Source organism: Helicobacter pylori, from assembly GCF_014497725.1.
Lineage (GTDB): Bacteria > Campylobacterota > Campylobacteria > Campylobacterales > Helicobacteraceae > Helicobacter > Helicobacter pylori_DE.
Genome location: NZ_JACTGF010000010.1, coordinates 22,222 through 48,739 on the forward strand (window position 1 = coordinate 22,222; position 26,518 = coordinate 48,739).

The following is a 26,518-nucleotide window of genomic DNA, read 5'->3' on the forward strand; positions in this document are numbered from 1 at the left end:
AAAAGTTTATCATTTGTTTATCAAAAATGGCTAGCTCTTTTAAGGTGATTGTAATATTTTTTTGATTACAATAACACCTTTATTTTTTAAGAGAAATTATTATTATATTTAGGATTTTAAGAATGAATGACAAGCGTTTTAGGAAATATTGTAGTTTTTCTATTTTTTTGTCCTTATTAGGCATGTTTGAATTAGAGGCTAAAGAAGAAGAAAAAGAAGAAAAAAAGACAGAAAGGAAAAGAGAAAAGAACGCCCAACACACTCTAGGCAAGGTTACCACTCAAGCGGCTAAAATCTTTAATTACAACAACCAGACAACCATTTCAAGTAAAGAATTAGAAAGAAGGCAAGCCAACCAAATCAGCGACATGTTTAGAAGAAACCCCAATATCAATGTGGGCGGTGGCGCGGTGATAGCGCAAAAAATTTATGTGCGCGGTATTGAAGACAGATTGGCTCGGGTTACGGTGGATGGGGCGGCGCAAATGGGCGCAAGCTATGGGCATCAAGGCAATACGATTATTGATCCTGGAATGCTCAAAAGCGTGGTGGTTACTAAGGGGGCGGCTCAAGCGAGCGCGGGGCCTATGGCTTTGATTGGTGCGATCAAAATGGAAACTAAAAGTGCAAGCGATTTTATCCCTAAAGGCAAAGACTACGCCATGAGTGGGGCTGCCACTTTTTTAACCAACTTTGGGGATAGGGAAACCATTATGGGCGCTTATCGTAACCATCATTTTGATGCGCTTTTGTATTACACGCATCAAAATATTTTTTACTATCGTGATGGGGATAATGCGATGAAAAATCTTTTTGATCCTAAAGCGGAGAATAAAGTTACAGGAAGTCCTAGCGAACAAAACAATGTGATGGCTAAGATCAATGGTTATTTGAGCGATAGAGATACCTTAACGCTCAGCTATAACATGACCAGAGACAACGCTAACCGCCCTTTAAGAGCGAATTTTACCGGCACTTTTTTACCCTATTCTTGCGGCGATTTCAACGCTTTCCCTAACGAACAAAACCCTGATGATTGTTTGTTTGAAAATGACGCCAGTTTGTTTAAAACTTATAGCGTCAATTTGGTGCATAACGTGAGCTTGAATTATGAAAGGGAAGGGGGGAGTCGCTTTGGCGATCCTAAATTAAAAATCAATGGCTATACGAGTATCAGGAATGTCCAAATTGATCCGCTTTTTAGGCCTAGCGATATAGCGGCCATCATTCCTTTCACCCCAAACCCAAAACTTGGCGAAGAGAATGAATGCGTGGCGCAAGGGGGTATTTATGACGCTACTAAACAAACTTGCTCCATCACTTTTAAAAGCCTTGGAGGGGGTTCTGTGGTGGCTAATAAAAATTTATTCATCATCAATTCTGGGTTTAATGCGAATGTGATCCACACCATAGACCATAAGAATGACAATCTTTTTGAATACGGGTTGAATTACCAGAATTTAACCACTTTTGATAAAGCGATCCCTAATAGCGAATTAGTCAAACCCGGCGATGCCCCTGATGCATGCTTAAGGGTTATGGGCCCTAATGATCCTAATATGAATGGGCGTTGTCAAAGGAATGGTGCTACGGCGAATGTGGTTGGGGTGTATGCGCAAGCGAATTACACCTTGCACCCTATGGTAACTTTAGGGGCAGGGACTCGTTATGATGTCTATACTTTAGTGGATAAAGACTGGCAGTTGCACATAACCCAAGGGTTTAGCCCTAGCGCGGCTTTAAACGTCTCGCCTTTAGAAAATTTGAATTTCAGGCTTTCTTACGCGTATGTAACTAGAGGCCCTATGCCTGGAGGTTTGGTGTGGATGCGTCAAGATAATTTGCGCTATAACCGCAATTTAAAGCCAGAGATCGGGCAAAATGTGGAATTTAACACCGAATACAGCAGTAAGTATTTTGATTTTAGAGCCGCCGGTTTTGTCCAATTGATTTCTAATTACATCAACCAATTTTCTTCAACGCTTTTTGTAACCAACTTGCCCGCGCAAGATATTATTTATGTGCCGGGTTATGAAGTTTCAGGGACGGCTAAATACAAGGGCTTTTCTTTAGGCTTGAGCGTGGCACGATCATGGCCTTCTTTAAAGGGGCGTTTGATCGCTGATGTGTATGAATTGGCGGCTACGACCGGCAATGTGTTTATTTTAACGGCAAGCTATACAATCCCACGCACCGGCCTTAGCATCACTTGGCTTTCACGCTTTGTTACTAATTTGAGTTATTGCTCTTATAGCCCTTATCGTAACGGCCCTACGGATATTGACAGACGGCCTAGCAATTGCCCTAAAACGCCCGGGATTTTTCATGTGCATAAGCCGGGTTATGGGGTGAGCAGTTTCTTTATCACTTATAAGCCCACTTATAAAAAACTTAAAGGGTTGAGCCTGAACGCGGTGTTTAACAATGTTTTTAACCAACAATATATCGATCAAGCGAGCCCGGTGATGAGCCCTGATGAGCCTAATCAAGACAAATACGCAAGGGGCATGGCAGAGCCTGGCTTTAACGCTAGATTTGAAATTTCTTATAAGTTTTAAAATTTGAGCGTTTGGGGGGCTATTTTCTTTGAAGCGGTTAAAGAAGTGAAGAAATAAAAACGCCCGCGCAAAAACAAAAAAGGAGGGTTAAAAGAAGCGGGGATTTCATGAGCAGCGAGTCTATCAAAAATAAAACGCTCTTTAGAAGTAACAAATGTATGATTTTAATCCTTTAATTTTAAACCAATTTACAACGAAAGGTTATTTTTTGTAAAATAAGGTTGTGGGTTTTAATTAATATTTTAACTTCATGCTGTTTTTTTTTTTTTTTTGATTATAATTATAATCTCAACAAAAAAAGATCATACAATTAAGATTAGGGAGAGTTTAATGAGACAAGAAAAGTATTTTCTGACTTCTTCTTTATCGCTTTTATCGTTTTTATTGTGTCCTGTAGAAGCTTTTGATTATCGGTTTAGTGGTCGTGTGGAGAACTTTTCTAAGATTGGTTTTAACAATTCTCAAATCAATACCAAAAAAGGGATTTATCCTACCGAAAGTTTTATAGATATTGTAACTTTAGCGCAAGTCAAAGTCAATTTACTCCCTAAAGGCATCGAAAACCACAGGCTTTCTGTTTCTTTGGGTGGAGCGATTGCAGCCATTCCTTATGATAAGACTAAGTATGATATTAACCAGGCTAATGGGAAGATTTTTGGCTCAATTGTGGAGAATTTCATTGGGGGCTATCATGGATACTTTTATAATAAGTATCTTGGCCCTGCTTATGCGGGGACTTCTCAATCAGCGAGCTATCATGCAAGGCCTTATGTGGTGGATACCGCTTTTTTACGATACGATTACAAAGATGTTTTTGGGTTTAAAGCGGGGCGTTATGAAGCGAATATTGATTTTATGAGCGGTTCGAATCAGGGGTGGGAAGTGTATTATCAGCCCTATAAGACTGAAACGCAAAGGTTAAGGTTTTGGTGGTGGAGTTCTTTTGGGAGAGGTTTAGCGTTCAACTCTTGGATTTATGAGTTTTTTGCGACGGTGCCTTATTTGAAAAAGGGAGGCAATCCCAGTAACAGCAACGATTTCATCAATTACGGCTGGCATGGGATCACCACAACCTATTCTTATAAAGGTTTAGACGCTCAATTTTTTTATTATTTTGCGCCTAAGACTTATAACGCTCCCGGTTTTAAGCTAGTCTATGACACGAATAGGAATTTTCAAAACGTAGGCTTTCGCTCTCAAAGCATGATCATGACAACCTTTCCCTTATATTATAGGGGGTGGTATAACCCAGAGACAAACACTTATAGTTTAGAAGACAGCACGCCTCATGGCTCGTTGTTAGGGAGGAATGGCGTTACTTTAAATATCCGCCAGGTTTTTTGGTGGGATAATTTCAATTGGTCCATTGGCTTTTATAACACCTTTGGCAATTCAGACGCTTTTTTAGGCTCTCACACGATGCCAAGGGGTAATAACACTTCCTATATCGGTAGTGAAATCTCCATAACGACTAGGCATGCCGGAATGATTGGCTATGATTTTTGGGACAATACGGCTTATGATGGGCTGGCTGATGCGATCACTAACGCGAACACTTTCACTTTTTACACTTCGGTTGGAGGGATCCATAAGCGTTTTGCATGGCATGTTTTTGGACGCGTCTCTCATGCGAATAAAAATGCGTTAGGGCAAGTGGGGAGGGCTAATGAATATTCTTTGCAATTCAATGCGAGCTATGCGTTCACTGAATCGGTTCTCCTTAACTTTAGGATCACTTATTATGGGGCTAGGATCAATAAAGGGTATCAAGCAGGGTATTTTGGAGCGCCCAAATTCAATAACCCAGATGGCGATTTTAGCGCGAATTACCAAGATAGAAGTTACATGATGACTAACCTCACGCTGAAGTTTTGATTTTCAATCAAACCGCAGCAAGTTAAAAACACTCCAAGGCATTTTTTAAAATCTGAGTATAAAAGACTTTGTGCAAAGCTAGTTTTGTGAAGTGATCAAACGCTAAAGACGATTGGGCTTCCTAGGCTGATGTTGGAGGAGAGTTTGGTTCTTGTTCTGTGTGCCTAATGGATTTTACAGAGTTTGAGCTCCAACGCATTCCTTACAGCTCTCACGCATCATATCTATAAAGGCGTAACTTTGTGCGCTTCCTGTGCTAGATGCAAATGTATGGGGGTGTTATGCTGCAAATTAGCGGCATTCACCCCAAACACTAAAGATGTTTAGGATTTCTGCTTGGGGTTTTAAAAGCGGTTTTCTTGGGTTAGGGGGATTTAGTTTTGGGGGGGTTTCAAAATGCCCCTTATCCCCTTAAAAAATGAGTTTTACCATAAAATTTAGAACCACAAAACAAAGTTTTTAACCACAGAAATCTAAATATCTTTAGCGTTTGATCACTTCACCATTAAAGCCGTTCTTGGGGGATAATCTCAATATTTGACAACATTTGATAGGGATTTTAGGTTGTTTTTGAAGTGGGGGTTAAGAGGGTTAAATCAAAGCCTAATTGCAGAAAGTTAAAAACACTCCAAGGCGCATTTTAAAACAAACATAATAAAAGAGCTTGTGCAAACAAATTTTTTAAGCGTTCTTAGGGGGTTAGTTCCATTATTTGATAAGGGTTTTAGGTTGTTTTTAAAGCACGGGTTAAAGGGTTCGTTCAAAGCCTATAAAAGGCCTTGAGCTTTTTTAGAAGGCGTAGCCATAGACCCAATACACGCTATAAGGACGGAAGTATTTCACTTCAGCGCCACCAGCTTTATAATAAGTGTTGTAAATCGTGGGGATTTGCACACCGATTTCTATAGAATGCTGGTTATGGCTTTTCAAGTCTTTTTTCAAGATACCAAAGTTCATGCGTAGCCCCACATCAAACAAGAATTGGAATTTTGTCGCTGTAGGTCTGCTCGCAAGCTGAGGGCTATTTTTTAGCGTGCTGATGTAAGTATCCCCTGCGAGTTGGATCCCCCCAAAGAAGCCCGCATTAAGACTTCGGCTACCAAAAGAGCGGCTAAACACATTGTAAAGCACATCAGTCCCCACCCCATAAGTGAGCAAATTGACTTGATTGTAAGTAGGGCCATTACCCACGCCCGCGCCGTTATAACTGAAGAAGCCGTAGTAGCGTAAGCCCACATTCTTGTTTTCTCCAAAGAATTGCTTATAACCGATTTTAGTGATAAACCCGTTAAACGCATTCACCTGAGAGCTGTTACCGGCAGCGAAATTCCCAAGCCATGGGTTAGCTTTAAGCTCGTTATTCAAAGCGGTAACTTTAGCCAAAGTGTTTGTGGTGTTGTTTAATAGTTGGGCAGAGCGTGCTTGATCAATATTCCCGCCATAGCTCACTTGATAGCCTGTTGAATTGCTGATGTTAGCGTTGTTGGCTAGCGTTAAAGCGTTTTGAGAAGTATTGACGATATTTTGCACCAAGCTAGTGAATTCCTTAGCGCTCAAATCATTCCCAGCGTTAGCAGAGTTGAAAACATGCTGCGCTAAAGCGGCGTCCAAAAACGCACCGGCAGCCCCGCCATTACCGCTTGGCCCCATAGTGATTGAAGCTTGCTTTAGGACATAAGCGATTTGTTGGGCGGTAACATCATTTCCATAAGTTCGATTAGTGTTGTTTTGAAAAATCCCACCCGCTTGGTTGTTAGCGTTTAAGAAGGAGTTCATGTAAGTCAAATAAACGCTAGCGGTGTTAAGCTCACTGAGCTGGTTGGAGAGATTAGCGCTCGTGGTGTTGTTGTTGCCTTGAAAGATATTGTTTTTGAGGTCTTGACTCAAAGTTTTGATAGAGCTAACCATTTCTTTATAAAGACTCAGGTTACCTTGGAAACAAGGAGAATTACTAGTAGTAGCAGTAGTAGTAGCGCCACTACTAGCGTTACTACTACCACATTGATGAATACCACTAGTATTCAAAGTGGGATACAAATCAATCAAATTGCCTAGTTGGTTCATAAAAAGGTTGCCCAAAGTCCCGGCGACATTGCCTCCTGTGCCTGCAATATTGATATTGGTGTTGTTTGTCGTATTAGAGTTTAACAAGCCGGCTAATTCTTCGGCTTTGATTTTGCCCGGGTTTTTCACTTGTTGGACCACCTGACCTAATTCATACCCAAAGGTCATAAAGCCCCCATCTTCTTCAGCGCCCACTGGATTGAAGCTCAAGCTTAACGCTAGGCTTAAAGGGGCTAAGAATCTTACTTTTTGAGATTGTGTCATTAAATTTTCCTTAATCATTTTGAATGGCTTTAAATTTTGTTTCATGTTTGTCTCTTCCCCCCTTTCTTAGAATGAATACCCATAAGACCAATAAACGCTGTAAGGACGGAAATACTTCACGGTAGTCCCTGCTGATTTGTAATAAGTGTTATAAATCGTAGGCACCACTACGCCAAATTCCACCGTGTGCTGGTTGTGGCGGTTGGATTTCCCGTCCAACTTACCGAAGTTCATCCGCATACCGAAGTCAAAGAGGAACTGGAAGTGCGTGTTATTGACTTTCCCATGCAATTTCACATTGGGGTCATCTCTGAGCGTGGATTGGACGGTCTCACCGGCTAATTGGATACCGCTAAAAAAGCCCATATCCACAGAGCGGTTTTGATAGGAGCGGCTAAAAATGTTATACAACACATCAGTCCCCACCCCATAAGTGTATAACCCTACATTATTTTGAGTGGATCTAAAGCCCACGCTCGCTCCGTTATAAGAAAAGAAACCATAATAGCGCAAACCGATATTCCTCTTCTTCCCGAAGAATTGCTTATAGCCCACTTTAGTGTAAAACCCGTTTAAAATATTCGTCGCACGGCTGTTCCCGGCTCTGAATTGGGGCAAGTAAGGCATGCTTCTAACCTGATTATTGAGCGCATTGATTTTATCCAAAGTTACTTGCGCGTTATAAAGAGCGTTAGAGAGCTGATTAGCGCGCCCTTGCACAGCGTTAGCTTGGTTGCTATTTATCCCAGCGCTACTAACCGCACTCCCGCTAATGGGGTTTGTATTGAGTTCGTTATAAACTTTTTGAGATTGATCAATAATGCCTTGCACCAAACCTGTAAAAACGGCTGAATTGAATTCCTTATTCCCAATGTTAGCGGCTACGGCAGAGTTGAAAGCTTCTAGGAGCAATTCATCTTGCTTGAGCAAGTTCGCTGCGTTATTGAGAATATTTTGTTGGCCTTGAAGGTATTGGATAGCTTGTTGAGAGTAAGTTTGACCATCTGAACCAGTCGCACTGCTAGCTCCACTAATTCCATTTTTGGTTTCTAAAGCTTTATTCATCGCATTAAAAAACACATTCGCCGCATTCAAGTAGGTGAGCTGTTGTTGCATGTTGGGGAAATTGGTGTCCGTGCCGTAGTTAGTCTGGCTGCCGATCGTGCTTAAAACCCTGTTAGAAAGGCTAGGGAGCCAGTAATAGCCCGCAGCGGTGCAAGCGCTTTGAGTGGTAAGAGAATTGCCACCAGCCGTCCCTGCAGCCGCGCAAGTCCCACTGCCTACCGCACCCCCTAAAAGAGCGTTCGCAGACACATCGTTACTATTGAGTTTCGTGGGATACGCCCCTAAAAGCGAATAAAGGTATTGGGAGAAAGCGTTACTCAACGCCCCTGCGACATTGCCTCCGGTGTTGTTGTTTAAAATGTTGTTCGTTGTATCAGCGTTAAGCTCTCTTGCGAGTTCGTCTCTTTTAGTGCCGCCTGGGTTTTGGACATCTTGCATAACCTGTCCGAGCTGATAACCGACGGTGAAGAACCCTCCATCGTCTTCTGCATAACTTATGCTAGCGCAAAGGGCTAGACTAAGAAACAGCGTTCTACTTTTCTTGATCATCGTTTTCCTTGTCAATGGGATGCTCCTTGATTGAGTTTAAATTTGGGGTTTAAGTTACATCAGTAAATAATATTCAATAATACAAATTGTCAGATGTAATTGTGATATTTTCACATAAGAAAAATTAAACTAACCTTAAAAATCCCCTTAAAGACCCCTTATAAAGAAATAAAGTTACAACAATTGGAGCGCTTTTTACAAAAAAAAAAAAAAACAAGATTTCATGGGGGGATTAGCCTTAAATTTTTGGGGTTTTAAAAGTGCTTTTTGGCATTTTTAGTTTTTTAAACTATAATCACGCCAACGCAAATAGTCATTTTAAGTTATCTCTTTTGTTGCGAAAATTTGGAGCATGTTAGGGCTTGGGGTGATAGTGGGTGGTTACCCCGAAAGGAGATAACCAACTATGAAATTACTATTAGTGATCATAGTTTTAATGGTCCTCACAACGCCATTATACTAAAATTTTGGCTCTAGCGCAAGCTAGAGTCTAAAATCTATGGTTGCTAGCGTTTTTTGTATTTTTCTTACATCTCATAAAGATCCCATTATAATACTATAATACTCCAATGATATGACATGGTAGTAATTCTAGTGTTAAGCGAATTTGGAGCAATTAGTGGTTTCTGATCTAATGGGTTGGGAGATTGCAGTGGGTGGCACTCCGTTAGGAGACACTACCATGAAATTCGTTTTTGGAAATTCATCTTATAGCGATAGTTTTAGTGGTTATCTTAACACTGCCACTTTATTAAAACAAGCTCTTAAGAGTTCCTAGCTCTTAGGGACTTAATTAACCATCGCTATAATCATATCATCTTTTGCTTAAACAAACAATACAAGAACCAATTTTATTTTGAATCAGGTTTCAAAAGCCCCGCTTCATACAAAAACACCGAGGGCTTATGCTCTTTAGGTTTGGCGTTTTCTCTCAATTCGTTTTTCGCATAAGAAAGCCATAAATTTTCCTTAGCCCTTGTGATAGCGACATAAAAAAGCCGCCGCTCTTCTTCAATGCCCCCACCGGTATTCATGAGCTTGTGGTTAGGGAAACGGCCCTCCATTAAATCTATAATATAAACGTCTTTAAACTCTAAGCCTTTAGAAGCATGCACGCTCAATAGATTCACGCCCTCGCCTTGCGTGGCTTCATTTGAGCCTATTAAAGTGCCGTTTAAAAAACGCCCTAAATTTTGGTAATTTTTCGCCAAAGAACTCAGCAAGTCCATTTTTTCATTGAAGCGTTTTTGCGCTTGGAGTTTTTTAAATTCGTTATAAGAGCCGTCCTTATTTTTGGATCGCTCTTTTAAAAGGCGTGTTTTAAAGGTTTGAAAAAACGCGCTTTCTATAATGTGTTTGATTAAAGCGCTAGGGGAATGAGTGGGGGCTTTGGTGTAAAGAGTGAAAAAATCGCTCAGCGTTTTAGCCCCATTGAGTGAGATTTTAGGGTGCATCAATACCGGGTGCGAATGAAACGCTTTATCGATCACGCTATTAAACCTTGAGCTGTTTTCTAGGGCAAAAATTTCTTCAAAAAGCCCCATAGAGGTGATTTCTTTTTTCTTGGTGTAAATTTTGGCTTCTTTGCTTGGGTGGGTTAGGGCTAGTTTGAGATCGCCATTGCCTAAAAGCATCAAGGCTTCATGAATGTCTTTAGCGGTGTTAGAGCCAATATCGCTGATATAGCTTAAAATGTGAATGGCTGCCATAATGTCTTTAGGGTTAAAGATGAGCGCGCAAATATCTAACGCTAACGCCACTTCTTTGGATTCAAAAAAGCTCGCGCTCCCTTTTCGTTTGCTTGGCACATTGTAAGATCTTAAAGCGGCTTCTAATTGATCCGCGCTCGCGTTATTCCTAAAAATCACTGCCACTTCTTTAAAATTCTTTCGCATCACAATGCGTTTAGCGATGTCTTGGCATTGCACGATATTGTCGTTGTAATTTAAAAGCGTGGGTTTATTGAATTTCCCTGATTTCACCACTTCTAAATTTTTGGGGTAAATGCGTTGGTTGTGCTGTATCACTTGATTAGCGAGATCTAAAATCTCTTTAGAAGAGCGGTAGTTTTTGGTGAGCGTGAAAACTCGGGCGTTTTTGTATTTTTGGGTGAAGTTAGAAATGATAGAAATATCCGCCCCATTAAAAGCGTAAATGCTCTGATCGTAATCGCCCACGCAAAACAAACTAGGGGGGTTGATAGCGTCTAAAATGGATTCTTGTAAGGGGTTAGTGTCTTGAAATTCATCGCAAAGCACTTCTTTATAAGGGCTAGGTCTTTCTAGCATCGCCTTTTTAAATAATAGCAGTAAGTCGTTATAGTCAATATAATCATGCTTTTTTTTAGTGTTTTCAAACTCTTCTAAAATGTTTTCATAAAGGGCGGCGTATGGCATGTGTTCAGGGCTTTTACTAGAAAGCCATGCGCTAAAATCTTCTTGTTTTAGAGCGTTAGTGTAAAGAGAATAGAGGGCGTAGAGATGCTGCGAAGTGTAGGGCTTTTTATCGTCATCTATGGCGTTTTTAGTGTCCACGATGCTTTCTAAAAGTTTTCTCAATTCTTTAGGTTGCTTTAGGCTTAAATTAGGGTAATGCTCTTTTAAATAGCGATACGCTACCGCATGGAAAGTGCCCGCTTCAATTTTGGAGCTTAATTTAAAATATTTAGCCACCCTTGCAATCATTTCATTACTCGCTTTATTGGTGAAAGTCAAAAGCAAGATTTCTTCAGGCTTGATGCCGTTATCAAGCAGGTATAAAATGCGCCCCACAATGGTAGAAGTCTTTCCTGTTCCAGCGCTCGCAATGATTAAATTATGCCCTTGTAAAGCCGAAGCCGCTTTTAGTTGCTCAGGGTTTAATTGCAAAGTTTCTAACAAGTTTTATCCTCATTTAAAAAGTCTTTAGGCAAAAGAGCGTTTTCTAAAGAGCGTTGCGAAAACAAAAAACGCCCATCGCACACAAAGCCCAATTCTTGCCAGTTGATAGCGTTGAGTTTGTCGCAGAGGTTTTGTAAGTCCAAGTTTTGGTTATAAGGGAATAGCGCTAAAATAGAGCCGTCATAATTAGGGCATTGGTGGATAAAAAAAGGGTTTTTTTGGCGCGTTTTAGTGTTGACATAAATGCGTTTTTTAGGGGATATGTGATGCATTCTACCCCATTCAAACCAGTTGGCTTCATTGAATTTTTTGATCTTTCTTTGCATCAAGCTATCTTTATGCTGGAGTAAATAATCATTAGGCTTATTGACAAAAACCATTTTTTCTAAAACATTGGTTCTTTTCGTGATTGAGGTGACAAATTCTAAATTCCCGTATTTTTCATTTTTAAAAATCTTATCGCACCCGCTCACTGCCCCCACTTTAACCTTAAAAACCTCGCTTAATTTTTGCGTGTAAGATTGGTTGAGGAAATATAAAATGCCTTTTTTGCACACGAATTGCAAACAATCGTTGGTGATTCTACTGAAATTGCCCTTACAAAAACGAAAAATCACGCAATTAGGCATGGCGTTTGGGAAAACCTTTTGATCGCCCAGTTCAAAAAAATGCGTTATCGTGCCTTCTTTGTAAATCAATTCGTTTAATTTCACGCTGGAAGTGGATTTTAAAAAATCCCTTGGGGTGATGAAAATCAATTCGCCTTTAGGTTTTAAATGCTTGATCGCTTTTTCTATGAAAAACAAGTATAGATTACTCCTTTCATCAAAAAGGCTGTAATTGAGTTTTTCTTTAGTGCTTGGCGCAATATCCTTGTGTTTGACATAGGGCGGGTTGCCAATAATGGTGTCAAATTGATTTTCTAAAGGGTAGTCAAAAAAGTCCATGCAAAGGGCATTTTTAGGGCAGATTTTAGGATCGATTTCAATCCCTACAGCCTTTTTTAAGCGCTTTAAAAAACTCCCATCGCCCGCGCTTGGCTCTAAAACACTCCCATGATTGTGTTTGAGAGTGAGCATGAAATCCACTATATTTTTAGGGGTGAAAACCTGCCCTAAAGTTTTAATATCTAATTGATACAAAAAACCCTCCAAAAAATTCTTTGAATGCTAAATAAATATTAGCTCGTAACTTAACACTTTCAGCTAAAGCGCTTAAGATGAAGTTTTTACTCCCATCAAAGTCTCTTTGAATGATTTCTCTGTTGTTATCCCACTTGCATTGAAAGGGCAAGTTATTGGGTTGGAGGGTTTGGATACCTTTTAAGGAATTGATAAAAACGTCTTTAGGATCGTTTTTGTTGATAATCAAAAAATAATAGTCTCTATCGGTGTTTTTGCCTAAGTCTTTATGAAGTTTTTGAAAGTATTTTTCCCATGCAATTTCGTTATTGAAAGTCGGCAATAAGCCACACAACGCATAATAAATCCCTAATTTACAATTAAGATTGTCAGCGGTTTTTGTGGTGGTGATTTTAATATTAACAGGATAAAAAATATCGTTTTCTTCAAAACTAAAATCCCACCACTCTCTGGCTTTTGGTAGTTGGATAGGAAAAAAATGTTTGATGGTGTTTAAAATTTCTTCTTCATTGACAGATGAATTTAAGCGTCCATCCTGTAAGGGTTGAGACAAATTATAAGGGTTTGTTTTTAAAAATTTTGCAATTTCATTAAGCTGTGTGGGTATCATTAAATCTCCTTATTAAAAAGGATATTTTACCATACTCCTTACTCCTTATTTTAGCCCCTTATTTTTTCAAACTAATAGCTTCTTTAATCATGTCATCGCCCGCGCCAAAGGCTCTAGCGTTCATAGAATAGCCTCTTTGCATTAAAATGAGATTGGTTAGGGCGTTCCCGGCATTCACATTGCTCGTTTCTAAATATTTATGCCTGATTTTCCCAAACTTGAGCTTGCCCTCTTCGTCCCACCCTAAAATGGGGTTACCGCTTAGGGGTCTGTTTTCGCCATTAATGGTGCCTTCTTGCATTTCATAGAGATTGCCGCCGATTTTTCTCAAGCCTTGATCGTTAGTGAAAGCCAAAATACCGATGCGAGCGACCGGCTCTACCACTCCGTTACTAAAGGCTAGAGAAATCACGCCATTTTCTTCAATGCGCATGTCTCTAAAAATGCCTCTAGGCTTGCCGTCTTGACTCGCTTCTAAGAGTTTAGAATCTTGGTAAGACAAATCGCTAGAATCATGGTTTTCGCTCTTATCTAAAGAATAGATGAGCTTATTGCCTTTAAAATCCAAAGTCATGGGGGCGGATTTCATTTTATGCGTGGCTGAATCAAAGCCGACAATTTCCCAAGTAGGATCATTGATAGGGGTTTTGTTTTTGGGATCTACGATGTAGCTTTTCACTTCCCAAGTCTGGTTTTTCCTTTTACTCGTGGGGCTTGATGTGGGATCGTTGGAATTGGTCATGTAATATTCACTTTGGAGCAAGTATTTATCCCCGGCTTTATCATAAATATCCACTTCTGTGCTGTAATAAGGGATTTTAATCGCTACTGAATCCCTGCTGATGCCCTTTTTCAATTCCATTCCGTTCGCGTTCAAGCCCAATTTATCCGCAATGCCCCCACTCAAGCTAAAAGTGATAGGCGTTTCGCTAGGATTAGCGATCTCTAATAAAAGGGGGGGGCTTTTGGCGTCTTTTTCGCTTTTGATGAGGTTTAGGTCTAGCCCGGTTTTTTCTTTAAGGAGTTTTTGCAAATCGCCTAAAGTTTTGAACTGGTTTTCGCCTTTTTCAGCGTCCCCATAAGTGAAAACAAAATCCTCTTTTTTGCCATCTTCTTTTTGGATACTGATATTTAATTTACGATTAGTGATCGCGTCTATGGGCTCGTTATCGTTATTCGCTAAAGCGTTAATATCCTGGTTTAAAAAACGCTCCTTAATAATCTCGCCCTTGTCGTTTAAGAAAAAATCTTGCACGCCTTTTAAATGGTCTTTAGGGTTTAAATTCACGCTAATACCCACTTTCGTGCTAAGCACGGGCTGGTAAGTCAAATCTTGGGGGATTTGTAAGGGCGAAAGGGTGTTGCCATGCAATTTTTCAATGTCTTCATCTCTGGCGGTGGAATTGAGTGTGCCGTCTTTGATTTTTTTCAAATCAATGCCATAAACATAATAGCCCTCAGGGGTTACCAAATAGCCATCAGCGTCTCGCGCGAAATTGCCGGCGCGCGTGAGAAAATTATCCTGTTTTTTGCTAAAGCCGTCTTTATTGATGGTCATTTCCCCATTTTTATTGGGCCCTATCACAAACCAGCCCTTGCCTTGATACGCCATGTGGAATTCCCCCTCACTAGGCATGTATTCGCCGTCCTTATTAGAAAGGACATTGCCTGAGCCTGTAACGCCGTAATTTCGGTCGTTAGCCACAACGGATTTGGCGTTTAAAGCGTCTAAATGCGAAGAAAACAGGGTCTTAAACTCCGGATCATTGGAGCGATAGCCTAAAGTATTGACATTGGCGATGTTATTTGAAAGGCTGTCAATACCAAACTGGTGGGTCTTAATCCCGCTATAAGCGTTTAATAAGGTGTCGTTCATGCTGTCTCTTTAGGGGGGGTTTGGGGTTTCTGTGGTTTTTGATCCGAGAGTTTTTGTTCAAGCGGTTTTTGATCCGGTTTATAAAACTCTATCGCGCTGTCTATGGGTAAAATCATTTCGCCCATTCTTAACATGGGCTTGCCTTTATCAAAAATCACGCTCTCCACTTCGCCCCTACCAATGCGCGTTTGCAAATACTGCTTGCTTTGAGAATCTAAATTATATTCAGCCTTGATTTTGTAATTGCCTTTAGGGACTTTTTCGCCCTTTTCATTTGTGCCGTCCCATTCAAAATTAATATACCCCTTTTGCCCGTTATAATCTTTTAAAGGAATCGTTTTGACTAATTCATTGTTTTCGTTTAAGATTTGAATCGCTGGCACTCCTTTAGAAGCGTCAATTTTTTCATCAAAAAAGAGCGAAAAAGAAAGCTTGTTGTTGCCGTCAAAATTCGCCCCGCTCACATCGGTTTCAGCGATTTTGCCTATCATGCTCACAGAATTAAGCGCACTTACTTCCCTTAAAGCGTTATTCGCTTTCAAACTATCGTCCATGCCTTTATTCAAGTTTTCCATGGTGTTTTTTAAAGCGCCCTGAAAGTCTTTTAAAGACTCGTTAGTTTCTTTATTGGATTTCATCGCGCTGGCGACTTCTTGCATGGTTTTTTTGTTTTCTTCTTGCATTTCCACTTGCGTGAGTTGCGCGGTTTGGGTGATGATTTTATCCGTTTCCATAGGAGCGGTGGGGTCTTGATTTTTCAATTGCTCTAAAAAGAGTTTCATGAAAGCGTTTTTATCCAACCCGTTAGCGATGGTGGGCTGCTCTTTTTTCCTTTCTTGTGCGGCTTTAGCTCCTGTAACTTCTGCTAAATCAATAGCCATGATCTCTTCCTTATTAAAGATGTCTTATTATAGAGCAAACTCGCTTAAAATCACGCATAAAGAGTGATTTGCATGCTCGTTTCTTGGTTTTCATGGTCTGTATTCTCTTGGTAGCTTTTTAGGGCGTTTTCTTTTAAGGGGGTTAATTCCTGCTCTTTGAATGGCTCTTTTGGTTGATCTTTGGGGGCTTGTTGCTCTTTAGAAGAATCTTGCGAAAAGCTCAAATCCACCCCCTCAAAGCCTAAAGCGTTCAGGCTGTTTTTAAGATCTTGTTGGTTGTCCAAAAAGGTTTGCAAGCTGTTGTTGTGAGAAATCACGCTCACTTTAAGGTTTTTACCCACTTTTTGAATAATCACTTCAACCTTGCCCAATTCCTTAGGGAACAAATCCATAGAGATCCTACTCATGGGGGGTTTGTATTCTTGGATTTCTTGCTTTAATTGTTGGGTGAAATGCTTGATCGTCTCTTTAGGGGCGATGCTTTTATTCTCGCTTGTCTTATCGCTAGCTTGGGCGTTTTGTGCGTTTTGAGTGCTGTTATTAGTTTCTTTAGTTTTTTCTTTATTATCGCTTGCTTCTTTAGTTGTTTCTTCTTTTTCTAGGGGCGTTGGAATATTATCGTTAGGGGGGTTAGCTCCTATTAAAGGCATTAAAGGGGGCGTTTTAAGAGGGATTTTAGGGGCATTTTCTGGCGTCGCGCTTGGGGCTGTAGTTTGGGCTTTGGTAGGGGTTTTTTCTGACTTTTTTTTAGAAAGCGTTTTATCCCTTTTAATAGCGTTCATTTGTAAAGCTTCCTTTAAAGGGGGCGTTTTTTTTTCATTATTAGGGGGGGTTGCGTGTTCTTTATTGTGCGGATCTTTTTTTTCTAAGGATTGCAAAACGCTAGAAAGGTTGGCGGTGTTTTTAGCGTCGTTCTTTGCAAGGGTGTGGTTAATGCTCGTTTGCGTTGTTTTTAAAGCGAGCTGATCGCTCGCATTTAGGGGGGTTTTATTTTCTGGAGTTGTGGCCGCTTGAATGTTGCTGGCGTTTAGGTCATGTTTTTGGCTGAGCGTTTGAATGTCTTTAAGGGTTTTTGGATTTTTAGCGTTATGGGTTGGGGTGGTGGGTTTTTGGGTAGTGTTAGCGTTATTAGCACGGTTAGTGGGGGTTATAGGGTTTTTATTAGGCAAGTTTGTTTGATGAGCGTTAGAAGTAACTCCATTAGGCTTTTTTTCATTCTTGTTTAAAGTTTCGTTAGGGTTTTTGGGGTTAGCTTCATTGGTCTCATGGGTTTCATGTTGAGCCTTATGTGGGGCTGTTGTTTTTTGGTGGTTGAGCCAATCTTTTAGGGTAGGGGCTTGTTGGTCTTTAATGGGATTTTGAGCGTGTTGGTAGGGTAGGGTAGGGGTTTTTTCAAGCTTTTTAGCGTCCTCTTTAGCGTCTTTGGGCGTGGCTTTTAAAGTGTTAGGATTTTCTTTAGGGGCGGTTTTGTCTTTAGAGATCTTTTGGTTCAAGATCTTACTGAAATCCTTTGATGCGCTTTTAGGGGCGTTTTTGGCGTCTTCGTTTTTCGATCCGCTATTTAAAGCGTTTGCGTTGGTGTGAATGGGATTAACAGGAGATGGCATGACTATCCTTTAAAACAGCTCTTTTATTTTACATGGTGGGAGTCAAGCAAAAAGAGTTCCTTAATATGCGTGATCAAATCTAAAAAATGCTAAAGGTGTTTTTTAAAACGAAAAACCCCATTTTTTAAAAATAAAAGTTGTCGTTATTCGTGCTTAATGAGAACAGAGGTTTTTAAAACTATGGTTTCGCTTAGGTTTAAGTGAATTTTGCTACAATTAAATAAAAACGATGATTTTAGGGAGATTGGCATGCAAAGTTTATGGATTTATCCAGAAGAATACGGAAGTTTTAGGGGTTGCTTGTAAGAGCCTTTTAAAAGCGCTAAAGCCACGCTATCAAAAAATCGCCTTGTTTTCGCCCATTGATGGGGGGCGTGAGGGTTTTTGGGAGTGCTATGGCTTGAACTCTTTAGAGTTTCATAGCGCCATAGACAGACAAAAGGCTTTAGAGCTTGTAAGCGTTGCTCAAGAAGAGTTACTATTTGAAACGATTCTCAAGCGCTATGATGAATTACAAACCACGCATGATTTTGTGGTTTGCTTGGGGTATGTGCCGAAGTTTTTCTTAAACGCTCTTTTAGATTTAAACACCATTTTAGCCAAGCATTTAAACGCTCCTGTGGTGGCTGTCGCGCAAACGAGTTTGGAATATTTGAAAGCCATGCATTCTCATATTCTCAAGAAAGAAGCCCCTTTCGCTGTAGGGCTATTTGTGGGCGAAACGCTTGAAAAACCACATTTTTTGAGTGCACCTCTTTCAAGCAACAATGCGAATTAGAAGCGAGCGTGATTGAAAGCGTGTTGCAAACAAAAAGCGGATTATTACCCCTTTAGCCTTTCAAAGGAGCTTGGAAAAAAAGGCTAAAAAGCAGATTAAAAAAGTCGTTTTACCCGAGAGCGAAGATGAAAGGATTTTAAAAGCCGCGCATCGTTTGAATTTAATGGGCGCGGTGGGATTGATTTTATTAGGCGATAAAGAGGTTATTAACTCCCAAGCGAAAAATTTGAACTTGAATTTAGAAAATGTAGAAATCATTGATCCCAACACTTCTCATTATAGAGAAGAATTCGCTAAAAGCTTGTATGAATTGCGAAAATCAAAGGGCTTGAATCAGCAAGAAGCTGAGCAATTAGCGTTGGATAAAACTTATTTTGCGACCATGCTCGTGCATTTAGGCTATGCGCATGCCATGGTTTCTGGGGTGAATCACACCACGGCTGACACCATTAGACACGCTTTACAAATCATTAAGACTAAGCCCGGCGTGAGCCTGGTTTCAAGCGTGTTTTTAATGTGTTTAGACACTCAAGTGTTAGTTTTTGGGGATTGCGCGATTATCCCTAACCCTAGCCCTAAAGAATTAGCTGAGATCGCTATCACTTCCGCGCAGAGCGCTAAGCAATTCAATATCGCGCCTAAAGTGGCCTTGCTCTCTTATGCGACAGGAAATTCCGCTCAAGGCGGAATGATAGACAAAATCAAAGAAGCCCTAACAATCGCGCAAAAGTTAGATCCGCAGTTAGAAATTGATGGCCCTTTGCAATTTGACGCTTCCATAGATAAAGGCGTAGCGAAGAAAAAAATGCCTAACAGCCAAGTGGCCGGGCAAGCTAGCGTTTTTATTTTCCCGGATTTAAACGCCGGAAACATCGCTTATAAAGCGGTGCAACGGAGCGCTAAAGCCGTGGCGATAGGGCCTATCTTACAAGGTTTGAACAAGCCCATTAACGATTTGAGTAGGGGCACTTTAGTGGAAGATATTATTAACACCGTTTTGATTAGCGCCCTTCAAGCGCAAGATTGATTGATTAGGAGGAATTGATGGAAATTTTAGTTTTGAATCTGGGCAGTTCGTCTATTAAGTTTAAGTTGTTTGACATGAAAGAAAACAAGCCCTTAGCGAGCGGTTTGGCCGAAAAAATCGGCGAAGAAATAGGGCAGTTGAAAATCAAATCGCATTTGCACCATAACGATCAAGAATTAAAAGAAAAGCTTGTGATTAAAGATCATGCGAGCGGGCTTTTAATGATTCGTGAGAATTTAACGAAAATGGGCATTATCAAAGATTTCAATCAAATTGACGCTATAGGGCATCGTGTGGTTCAAGGGGGGGATAAATTCCATGCCCCGGTTTTAGTCAATGAAAAAGTCATGCAAGAAATTGGCAATCTTTCTATTTTAGCCCCCTTACACAACCCGGCGAATTTGGCCGGTATTGAGTTCGTTCAAAAAGCACACCCTCATATCCCTCAAATCGCTGTTTTTGACACCGCATTCCATGCCAGCATGCCCAGTTACGCTTACATGTATGCGTTGCCTTATGAATTGTATGAAAAGTATCAAATCCGCCGCTATGGTTTCCATGGGACTTCACACCATTATGTGGCCAAAGAAGCGGCGAAGTTTTTGAATATCGCTTATGAGGAATTTAACGCTATCAGTTTGCATTTAGGGAACGGCTCAAGCGCGGCCGCCATTCAAAATGGTAAAAGCGTGGACACTTCTATGGGGCTAACCCCCTTAGAAGGCTTGATTATGGGCACAAGGTGTGGGGATATTGACCCCACTGTGGTGGAATATACTGCGCAATGCGCAAATAAAAGCTTAGAAGAAGTGATGAAAATGTTAAACCATGAAAGCGGCTTGAAAGGCATTTGTGGGGATAATGAGAAACATAGAAGCCAGAAAAGAAAAAGGCGACAAGCAAGCCGAGCTCGCTTTTGAAATGTACGCTTATCGCATTAAAAAGTATATCGGAGCTTACATGGTAGTCTTAAAAAAAGTAGATGCGATCCTCTTTACAGGGGGATTAGGGGAAAATTACCCCGCTTTAAGAGAGAGCGTGTGTGAAGGCTTGGAAAATTTAGGGATCGCTTTATGTAAGCCCACCAACGACAATCCGGGCAACGGGTTGGTGAATTTAAGCCAGCCTAACACCAAAATTCAGGTTTTACGCATCCCTACTGATGAAGAGCTAGAGATCGCTTTACAAGCCAAAAAGGTTTTGGAAAAAACAGAATAAAGGATTGTTTAAGAAATCTATAAGAAATTTTTGGGTAAAAAATTAGCTTTCTTAAATTAAGTTCTAAATTAAGAAAATATCACACTAGGAGTTTTTGATGGAAGTGGTTCATTTTTTAGAGGGCGTTCATTTTGAAAAGCTCCACATTGAAGCGTTGAGTGAAAATTCTTCCAATAAGGAAATGCACATTTGCATGCCCAAGGGAGCGATCATGGACAAACACAAGGCCCCGGGAGCGATTAGCGTGCAGGTTTTAGAGGGTAAAATCGTTTTTGAAGTGGGAGATGAAAAAATAGAAATGCCAAAGGGAGCGTTAATCAGCCTAGAAGCCCAAGTTTTGCATCGTTTGGACGCTTTAGAAAATAGCGTTATAAGGCTATCTTTAAGTAAAAAATAAGGAAAATCAAATGATGAAAGTTGTTTTTATGAATGTAAAGACGACAGCGACGATAAGGGGTTAGGGTAAAAGCATGTTTTTGATCTAAAAAGATGAGCTAAGAAGATAAAAGAAGTCGTTTAATGGTAGTCGTTTAATTAAGCGCGCTACGATACGAAAATTTTAAAAGAAAGGAACAAGCATGAGCGAGCAACGAAAAGAATCTTTACAAAATAACCCTAATTTGAGTAAAAAAGACGTCAAAATCGTGGAAAAGATTTTGAGCAAGAACGACATTAAAGCCGCTGAAATGAAAGAACGCTATTTAAAAGAAGGGCTGTATGTGCTGAATTTCATGAGCTCTCCTGGCAGCGGTAAAACCACGATGCTAGAAAATCTAGCGGATTTTAAAGACTTTAAGTTTTGCGTGGTAGAGGGCGATTTGCAAACCAACAGAGATGCGGACAGATTGCGTAAAAAAGGCGTGAGCGCGCACCAGATCACCACCGGCGAAGCGTGCCATTTGGAAGCGAGCATGATTGAGGGGGCGTTTGATTTATTAAAAGATGAGGGAGCGTTAGAAAAAAGCGATTTTTTAATCATTGAAAACGTGGGGAATTTGGTTTGCCCCTCAAGCTATAATCTAGGAGCGGCGATGAATATCGTTTTACTCTCTGTCCCAGAGGGCGATGATAAGGTGCTAAAATACCCTACCATGTTCATGTGCGCGGACGCTGTGATTATCAGTAAAGCGGATATGATTGAAGTGTTTAACTTTAGGGTTTCTCAAGTCAAAGAAGACATGCAAAAATTAAAGCCTGAAGTGCCTATTTTTTTAATGAGCTCCAAAGACCCTAAAAGTTTGGAAGATTTTAAAAACTTCCTTTTAGAAAAAAAGCGTGAAAATTACCAATCCACGCATTCGTTTTAATGTGTTTAGCGATCCCCTCTAAAGTCATAGCCATTAACGATAATGTGGCTATTTTAGAAACTTTGGGCGTTCAAAGAGAAGCGAGCTTAGATTTAATGGGCGAGTCCGTTAAAGTGGGCGATTATGTGCTGTTGCACATCGGCTATGTGATGAGTAAGATTGATGAAAAAGAAGCCCTAGAATCCATTGAGCTTTACCAAGAAATGATCGCCAAAATGAACGAAACGCATGAATAAATGCATGAATAAAAACAATGAGCGTTGATCACCTCATTTCGCCCTTTAGGGACAAGCGAACCCTTTTAGCGCTCTCTAATGCAATCAAAAAACTCGCTTTTAAACTTGAAAAAAAATTAGTCATCATGGAAGTGTGCGGAGGGCATACGCATTCTCTCATGAAATACGGGCTTTTAGATTTGATGCCTAACAATTTAGAGTTTGTGCATGGGCCAGGCTGTCCGGTATGCGTGATGCCAAGAGCGCGCCTTGATGAAGCTTACGAACTCGCCACAATCAAAGATAGCATTGTTTTAAGCTTAGGGGATATGATGAAAGTCCCCGGGAGCTATGGGAGTTTGATACAAGCGAGAGAAAAGGGGCTAGATGCACGCTTTTTGTATTCGCCCATGCAAGCTTTAGAGATCGCTAAAGAAAACCCGCATAAAAAAGTCATTTACATTGCGATCGGTTTTGAAACCACCACGCCGATGAGTGCTAGCGTTTTACTGAACGCCAAAAAAGAAAAATTAAAAAATCTTTTTTTCCACATTAACCACATTCTAGTGCCTCCCAGCGTGAGCGCGATTTTAGAAGATCCAGCCTGCCAGATTAACGCTCTTTTAGCCCCTAGCCATGTGAGCGTGGTAAGCGGCGCTCAAATCTACGCCCCTTTAGTGGATCGCTTTAAACTCCCCATTATTGTGAGCGGTTTTGAGCCGGTGGATATATTAGAAAGCGTGCTGATGCTCACTAAACAAGCCCTAAACAAAGAAGCCAAGCTAGAGATCCAATACAAAAGAGCGGTGAGCTATGAAGGGAATACAAAAGCGCAAGAGTTGGTCAATGCATGCATGGAAGTGAGAGAAAATTTTGAATGGAGAGGCTTAGGGAATATCAAACATTCCGCTCTCAAACTCAAAGAAGCGTTCGCCTCTTATGACGCTGAAAAAGTCTTTAAAGAATATTTAAGCCACAAAACCTCTAAAGAAAACAAGGCATGCAAGTGTGGGGAAATTTTAAAAGGCATCGCTAAGCCCCTAGACTGCTCATTATTCGCTACAACTTGCACCCCACAAAACCCGATCGGCAGTTGCATGGTCAGCTCTGAGGGGGCGTGTGCGGCGTATTATCGTTACAAGCGCGTTTGAGTTTTGAAAATTGCTTTTTGGTGAAATCGCTCAAACCCTCGCAATTGACATTCACGCTTTTAGGGGGGTTTTCTTTTTTGACAACCGGTTTTTGATAAGCCCTTTTTTTAACGCTCGCTTGGATAGCCTTAAAATCAAAAGGGTAATTCAAAGCTTTTAGGATTTTTTGCGTTTCTAAAAAATGGGCTTTCAGGCGGTTGGTGTAATGGTCCTTTTCTGTTTCAAAGGCTTTCAAGAAACTCGGGTGCGTGAAATAGATTTTTAGGATTTGATGTTCAATTTTGGCGTATCTAAACCCTTTTTTTAAATCCCCTAAAATTCCAGCGACATAACGATTGATCACCTCTCTTCGCTTGAGTTGGAGCTTTAAATTTTTAAACGCAGACATTTGGCCGATTCTTTTAAACAGCAAAAAAGTTTCTTTCTTTTTCAAATAGCGTTTATAAATCAAGGGGTTAAATCCATTTTCCATGATGGAATTATAGCGTTTTAGCTTGACTTTTTTAAAAAGCTTTTGTATAATGCTTTCTTTAGTTTTTGGGGTGTCGCCAAGCGGTAAGGCACCAGGTTTTGGTCCTGGCATTCCGAGGTTCGAATCCTTGCACCCCAGCCATTTTTCCTTTTAGTGCATTCTTATATCGCGGAGTAGAGCAGTCCGGTAGCTCGTTGGGCTCATAACCCAAAGGTCAGTGGTTCAAATCCATTCTCCGCAACCAATCCCTTTTTTTAAATTTAACTCTGTTTAATAGAATTTATAGAATTTAAAAAATGCTTTAGCATTTTTAAGATAAATAATAAAAGAGCTCAAGCAAGCGATAACTTTACTAAAAAGCGGTCTTCTTGGGTTAGGGGGATTTAATTGGGGGTTGTAGGGGGAGAGTTATTTCAAAATACCCCCCTATCCCCTTAAAAAAACGAATTTCAAATGAAGAAAATGAATTTCAAATGAATAAAACGATTTTCAAATGAAGAAAATGAGTTTTCAATTAAAAAATAAGCTTCGCATGAGACATTAACGCAAGAAAATGAATTTCAAATGAAAAAAATGAATTTCAAATGAAGAAAACGAATTTCAAATGAAGAAAACGAATTTCAAATGAAGAAAACGAATTTCTCTTAAGACACCAACTTAAGAAAAAAGCCTAACCATAGATTTCACCACCACCAAACGAAACAAAAAGCGTCAAAATCAAAAAAATGACAAAATTTTCCCCAAATGACAAAAAAAAAAAAAACGCTTTATGCTATAATACTCCAAATATATTCCAATGCAAATGCTTTCTAATGCATAATGTATGAATGTATGAAATCCCTAATAATAAATCCAATCCAATTTAAAAAGGAGAAAACATGAAAAAACACATCCTTTCATTAACTTTAGGCTCGCTTTTAGTTTCCACTTTGAGCGCTGAAGACGACGGCTTTTACACAAGCGTAGGCTATCAGATCGGTGAAGCCGCTCAAATGGTGAAAAACACCAAAGGCATCCAACAGCTTTCAGACAACTATGAAAACTTGAGCAATCTTTTAACCCGATACAGCACCCTAAACACCCTTATCAAATTGTCCGCTGATCCGAGCGCTGTATCTGGCGCGATCAACAATTTGAATGCGGGCGCGACGGGTTTGCTCAAAGAAAAAACCAACTCCCCCGCCTATCAAGCCGTCTCTTTGGCGTTAAACGCCGCAGTGGGCTTGTGGAATACCATCGGCTATGCGGTCATGTGCGGGAACGGGAATGACACAGGGAGTGGGCCTGGCAGCGTGATCTTTAATAACCAACCAGGATCGTATTCCACGAGCATTACTTGCAACCGGTATGAATCGACTAGGCCTGGTAGAAGCATGTCTATTGATGAATTCAAGAAACTCAATGAAGCCTATCAAATCATCCAACAAGCTTTAAAGAGCGGGAATGGGTTTCCTGAACTAGGCAACAACGGCACAAGCGTGAACGTGAAGTATGGATACGAATGCAAACAGCAGAATAATATTAACGGCGGTGTGAACCAATTCTGCGAGGCTAAAAATGGTAGCGGTAGTAATGGCACTAGCATGCAAACGACTACTCAAGACGGCGTAACGATCACCACTACTTATGGTGACAACAAAGCCACCGTCAAGTTTGATATCATCAATAACGCTCGACAGCTTTTAAATCAAGCGGCAAACATCATGCAAGTCCTTAACACGCAATGCCCTCTCGTGCGATCTAGGAATAATGAAAACGCTCCGGGTGATGGCAGCCCATGGGGTTTAGGGACATCCGGTAATGCATGCACAATCTTCCAACAAGAATTTAGCCAGGTTACTAGCATGATCAAAAACGCCCAAGAAATCGTCGCGCAAAGCAAGATCGCTAACACTAACCAACAAGCAGAAATAGCTAACCCCAGTAACTTCAACCCTTTCACAGACGCTAGCTTTGCGCAAAGCATGCTCGCTAACGCTAGAGCGCAAGCAGAGATGTTCAATTTAGCTGAGCAAGTGAAAAAGAATTTGGAAGTCATGCAAAACAACAATAACGTTACTATTGATGGAAAAGTAACCAATTTTGTTAGTGCTTTTTTGGCATCATGCCACAATGGGGGTGGGACATTACCCAATGCAGGGGTAACTTCTAACACTTGGGGAGCCGGTTGCGCGTATGTGGAAGAGACGATAACGGCTTTAAATAACAGCATCGCTCATTTTGGCACTCAAGAGCAGCAAATACAGCAAGCCGAAAACATCGCTGACACTTTGGTGAATTTCAAATCTAGATACAATGAATTGGGCAACGCTTATAACAGCATCACCACTGCGCTCTCCAAAGTCCCTAACGCGCAAAGCTTGCAAAATGTGGTGAGCAAAAAGAATAACCCCTATAGCCCGCAAGGCATAGAAACCAATTACTACTTGAATCAAAACACTTACAACCAAATCCAAACCATCAACCAAGAACTAGGCCGTAACCCCTTTAGGAAAGTGGGCATCGTCGGCTCTCAAACCAACAACGGCGCGATGAATGGGATCGGTATTCAAGTGGGCTACAAACAATTCTTTGGCCAAAAAAGGAAATGGGGCGCAAGATACTACGGCTTTTTTGACTACAACCATGCGTTCATCAAATCCAGCTTTTTCAACTCGGCTTCTGATGTATGGACTTATGGCTTTGGAGCGGACGCTCTCTATAACTTCATCAACGATAAAGCCACCAATTTCTTAGGCAAAAACAACAAGCTTTCTGTGGGGCTTTTTGGCGGTATTGCGTTAGCGGGCACTTCATGGCTTAATTCTGAGTATGTGAATTTAGCCACCGTGAATAATGTCTATAACGCTAAAATGAATGTGGCGAACTTCCAATTCTTATTCAACATGGGGGTGAGGATGAATTTGGCCAGACCTAAGAAAAAAGACAGCGATCATGTGGCTCAGCATGGGATTGAACTAGGGCTTAAAATCCCTACCAT

General features: G+C 40.6%; 16 protein-coding genes, 2 tRNA genes and 2 pseudogenes. 11 read left to right on the plus strand and 9 right to left on the minus strand.

The annotated features are described in order from the left end of the window. The first annotated feature begins 122 nt into the window (after positions 1-122). Together H7N69_RS06820 and hofG are read left to right on the plus strand one after the other, a co-directional pair. Positions 123-2,558 carry a TonB-dependent receptor domain-containing protein gene (locus H7N69_RS06820; RefSeq protein ID WP_187885201.1) on the plus strand — a complete coding sequence of 812 codons (2,436 nt, stop codon included), beginning with the start codon at positions 123-125 and terminating at the stop codon, positions 2,556-2,558. Between the two features lie 330 nt (positions 2,559-2,888). Further along, positions 2,889-4,433, plus strand: coding sequence for an outer membrane beta-barrel protein HofG (gene hofG / locus H7N69_RS06825; RefSeq protein ID WP_187885202.1), 1,545 nt, complete (start codon positions 2,889-2,891; stop codon positions 4,431-4,433). Positions 4,434-5,222: 789 nt separating this feature from the next. On the opposite strand, the gene alpB is transcribed toward hofG, so the two are convergent. The 8 genes from alpB to fliK all read right to left on the minus strand — a co-directional run bounded on the left by alpB (position 5,223) and on the right by fliK (position 17,370). Further along, positions 5,223-6,806: a Hop family adhesin AlpB gene (gene alpB, locus H7N69_RS06830; RefSeq protein ID WP_187885203.1), complete on the minus strand. Its 1,584-nt coding sequence runs from the start codon at positions 6,804-6,806 to the stop codon at positions 5,223-5,225. A gap of 21 nt (positions 6,807-6,827) precedes the next feature. Then, on the minus strand, positions 6,828-8,375 hold the full coding sequence (gene alpA, locus H7N69_RS06835) for a Hop family adhesin AlpA (RefSeq protein WP_187885204.1): 1,548 nt from the start codon (positions 8,373-8,375) through the stop codon (positions 6,828-6,830). An 851-nt stretch (positions 8,376-9,226) separates the two neighbouring features. Then, positions 9,227-11,254: an ATP-dependent helicase gene (locus H7N69_RS06840; RefSeq protein ID WP_187885205.1), complete on the minus strand. Its 2,028-nt coding sequence runs from the start codon at positions 11,252-11,254 to the stop codon at positions 9,227-9,229. Further along, complete coding sequence (locus H7N69_RS06845) at positions 11,248-12,408, minus strand: Eco57I restriction-modification methylase domain-containing protein (protein WP_187885206.1); 1,161 nt, start codon at positions 12,406-12,408, stop codon at positions 11,248-11,250. Before H7N69_RS06845 ends, H7N69_RS06840 begins: the two co-directional genes overlap by 7 nt. After that, entirely contained in the window at positions 12,377-13,006 is a 630-nt protein-coding gene (locus tag H7N69_RS06850; RefSeq protein ID WP_187885207.1) for a restriction endonuclease, read from the minus strand. The genes H7N69_RS06845 and H7N69_RS06850 overlap by 32 nt, the downstream gene beginning before the upstream one ends. A 58-nt stretch (positions 13,007-13,064) precedes the next feature. Then, positions 13,065-14,882 (minus strand): flagellar hook protein FlgE, encoded by a 1,818-nt coding sequence (locus H7N69_RS06855; RefSeq protein WP_078250953.1) that lies wholly within the window; start codon positions 14,880-14,882, stop codon positions 13,065-13,067. Continuing rightward, entirely contained in the window at positions 14,879-15,763 is an 885-nt protein-coding gene (flgD, locus tag H7N69_RS06860; RefSeq protein ID WP_187885208.1) for a flagellar hook assembly protein FlgD, read from the minus strand. Before flgD ends, H7N69_RS06855 begins: the two co-directional genes overlap by 4 nt. A 50-nt stretch (positions 15,764-15,813) precedes the next feature. Next, entirely contained in the window at positions 15,814-17,370 is a 1,557-nt protein-coding gene (gene fliK, locus H7N69_RS06865) for a flagellar hook-length control protein FliK (protein ID WP_187885209.1), read from the minus strand. Between the two features lie 249 nt (positions 17,371-17,619). Here fliK and pta point away from each other — a divergent pair. The 6 genes and pseudogenes from pta (at position 17,620) to hypD (ending at position 23,066) form a co-directional block, all read left to right on the plus strand. Then, positions 17,620-19,175, plus strand: a pseudogene (gene pta, locus H7N69_RS06875) (phosphate acetyltransferase). 17 nt (positions 19,176-19,192) lie between these two features. Beyond that, a pseudogene (locus H7N69_RS06880) lies at positions 19,193-20,393 on the plus strand (acetate kinase). 97 nt (positions 20,394-20,490) lie between these two features. Beyond that, positions 20,491-20,790: a cupin domain-containing protein gene (locus H7N69_RS06885; protein WP_187885210.1), complete on the plus strand. Its 300-nt coding sequence runs from the start codon at positions 20,491-20,493 to the stop codon at positions 20,788-20,790. Positions 20,791-20,971: 181 nt separating this feature from the next. Next, the gene (gene hypB, locus H7N69_RS06890) at positions 20,972-21,700 is read left to right on the plus strand and encodes a hydrogenase nickel incorporation protein HypB (RefSeq protein ID WP_000003592.1); all 729 of its coding nucleotides are present in this window, start codon (positions 20,972-20,974) and stop codon (positions 21,698-21,700) included. Continuing rightward, entirely contained in the window at positions 21,700-21,936 is a 237-nt protein-coding gene (locus H7N69_RS06895) for a HypC/HybG/HupF family hydrogenase formation chaperone (RefSeq protein ID WP_000335444.1), read from the plus strand. Before hypB ends, H7N69_RS06895 begins: the two co-directional genes overlap by 1 nt. Before the next feature lie 17 nt (positions 21,937-21,953). Continuing rightward, positions 21,954-23,066: a hydrogenase formation protein HypD gene (gene hypD, locus H7N69_RS06900; protein ID WP_187885211.1), complete on the plus strand. Its 1,113-nt coding sequence runs from the start codon at positions 21,954-21,956 to the stop codon at positions 23,064-23,066. Here the strand turns inward: hypD and H7N69_RS06905 are convergent. After that, positions 23,017-23,538, minus strand: a complete 522-nt coding sequence (locus tag H7N69_RS06905) for a hypothetical protein (protein ID WP_187885212.1) — start codon at positions 23,536-23,538, stop codon at positions 23,017-23,019. The genes hypD and H7N69_RS06905 overlap by 50 nt on opposite strands. 66 nt (positions 23,539-23,604) lie before the next feature. Between H7N69_RS06905 and H7N69_RS06910 the strand changes: the two genes are divergently transcribed. The 3 genes from H7N69_RS06910 to H7N69_RS06920 form a co-directional block, all read left to right on the plus strand. Then, positions 23,605-23,679 (plus strand) — tRNA-Gln (locus H7N69_RS06910). 26 nt (positions 23,680-23,705) lie between these two features. After that, a tRNA-Met gene (locus H7N69_RS06915) sits at positions 23,706-23,782 on the plus strand. Between the two features lie 634 nt (positions 23,783-24,416). After that, positions 24,417-26,518: SabA family sialic acid-binding adhesin (locus H7N69_RS06920; RefSeq protein WP_187885213.1), on the plus strand; the 2,102-nt coding region annotated here is incomplete at its 3' end.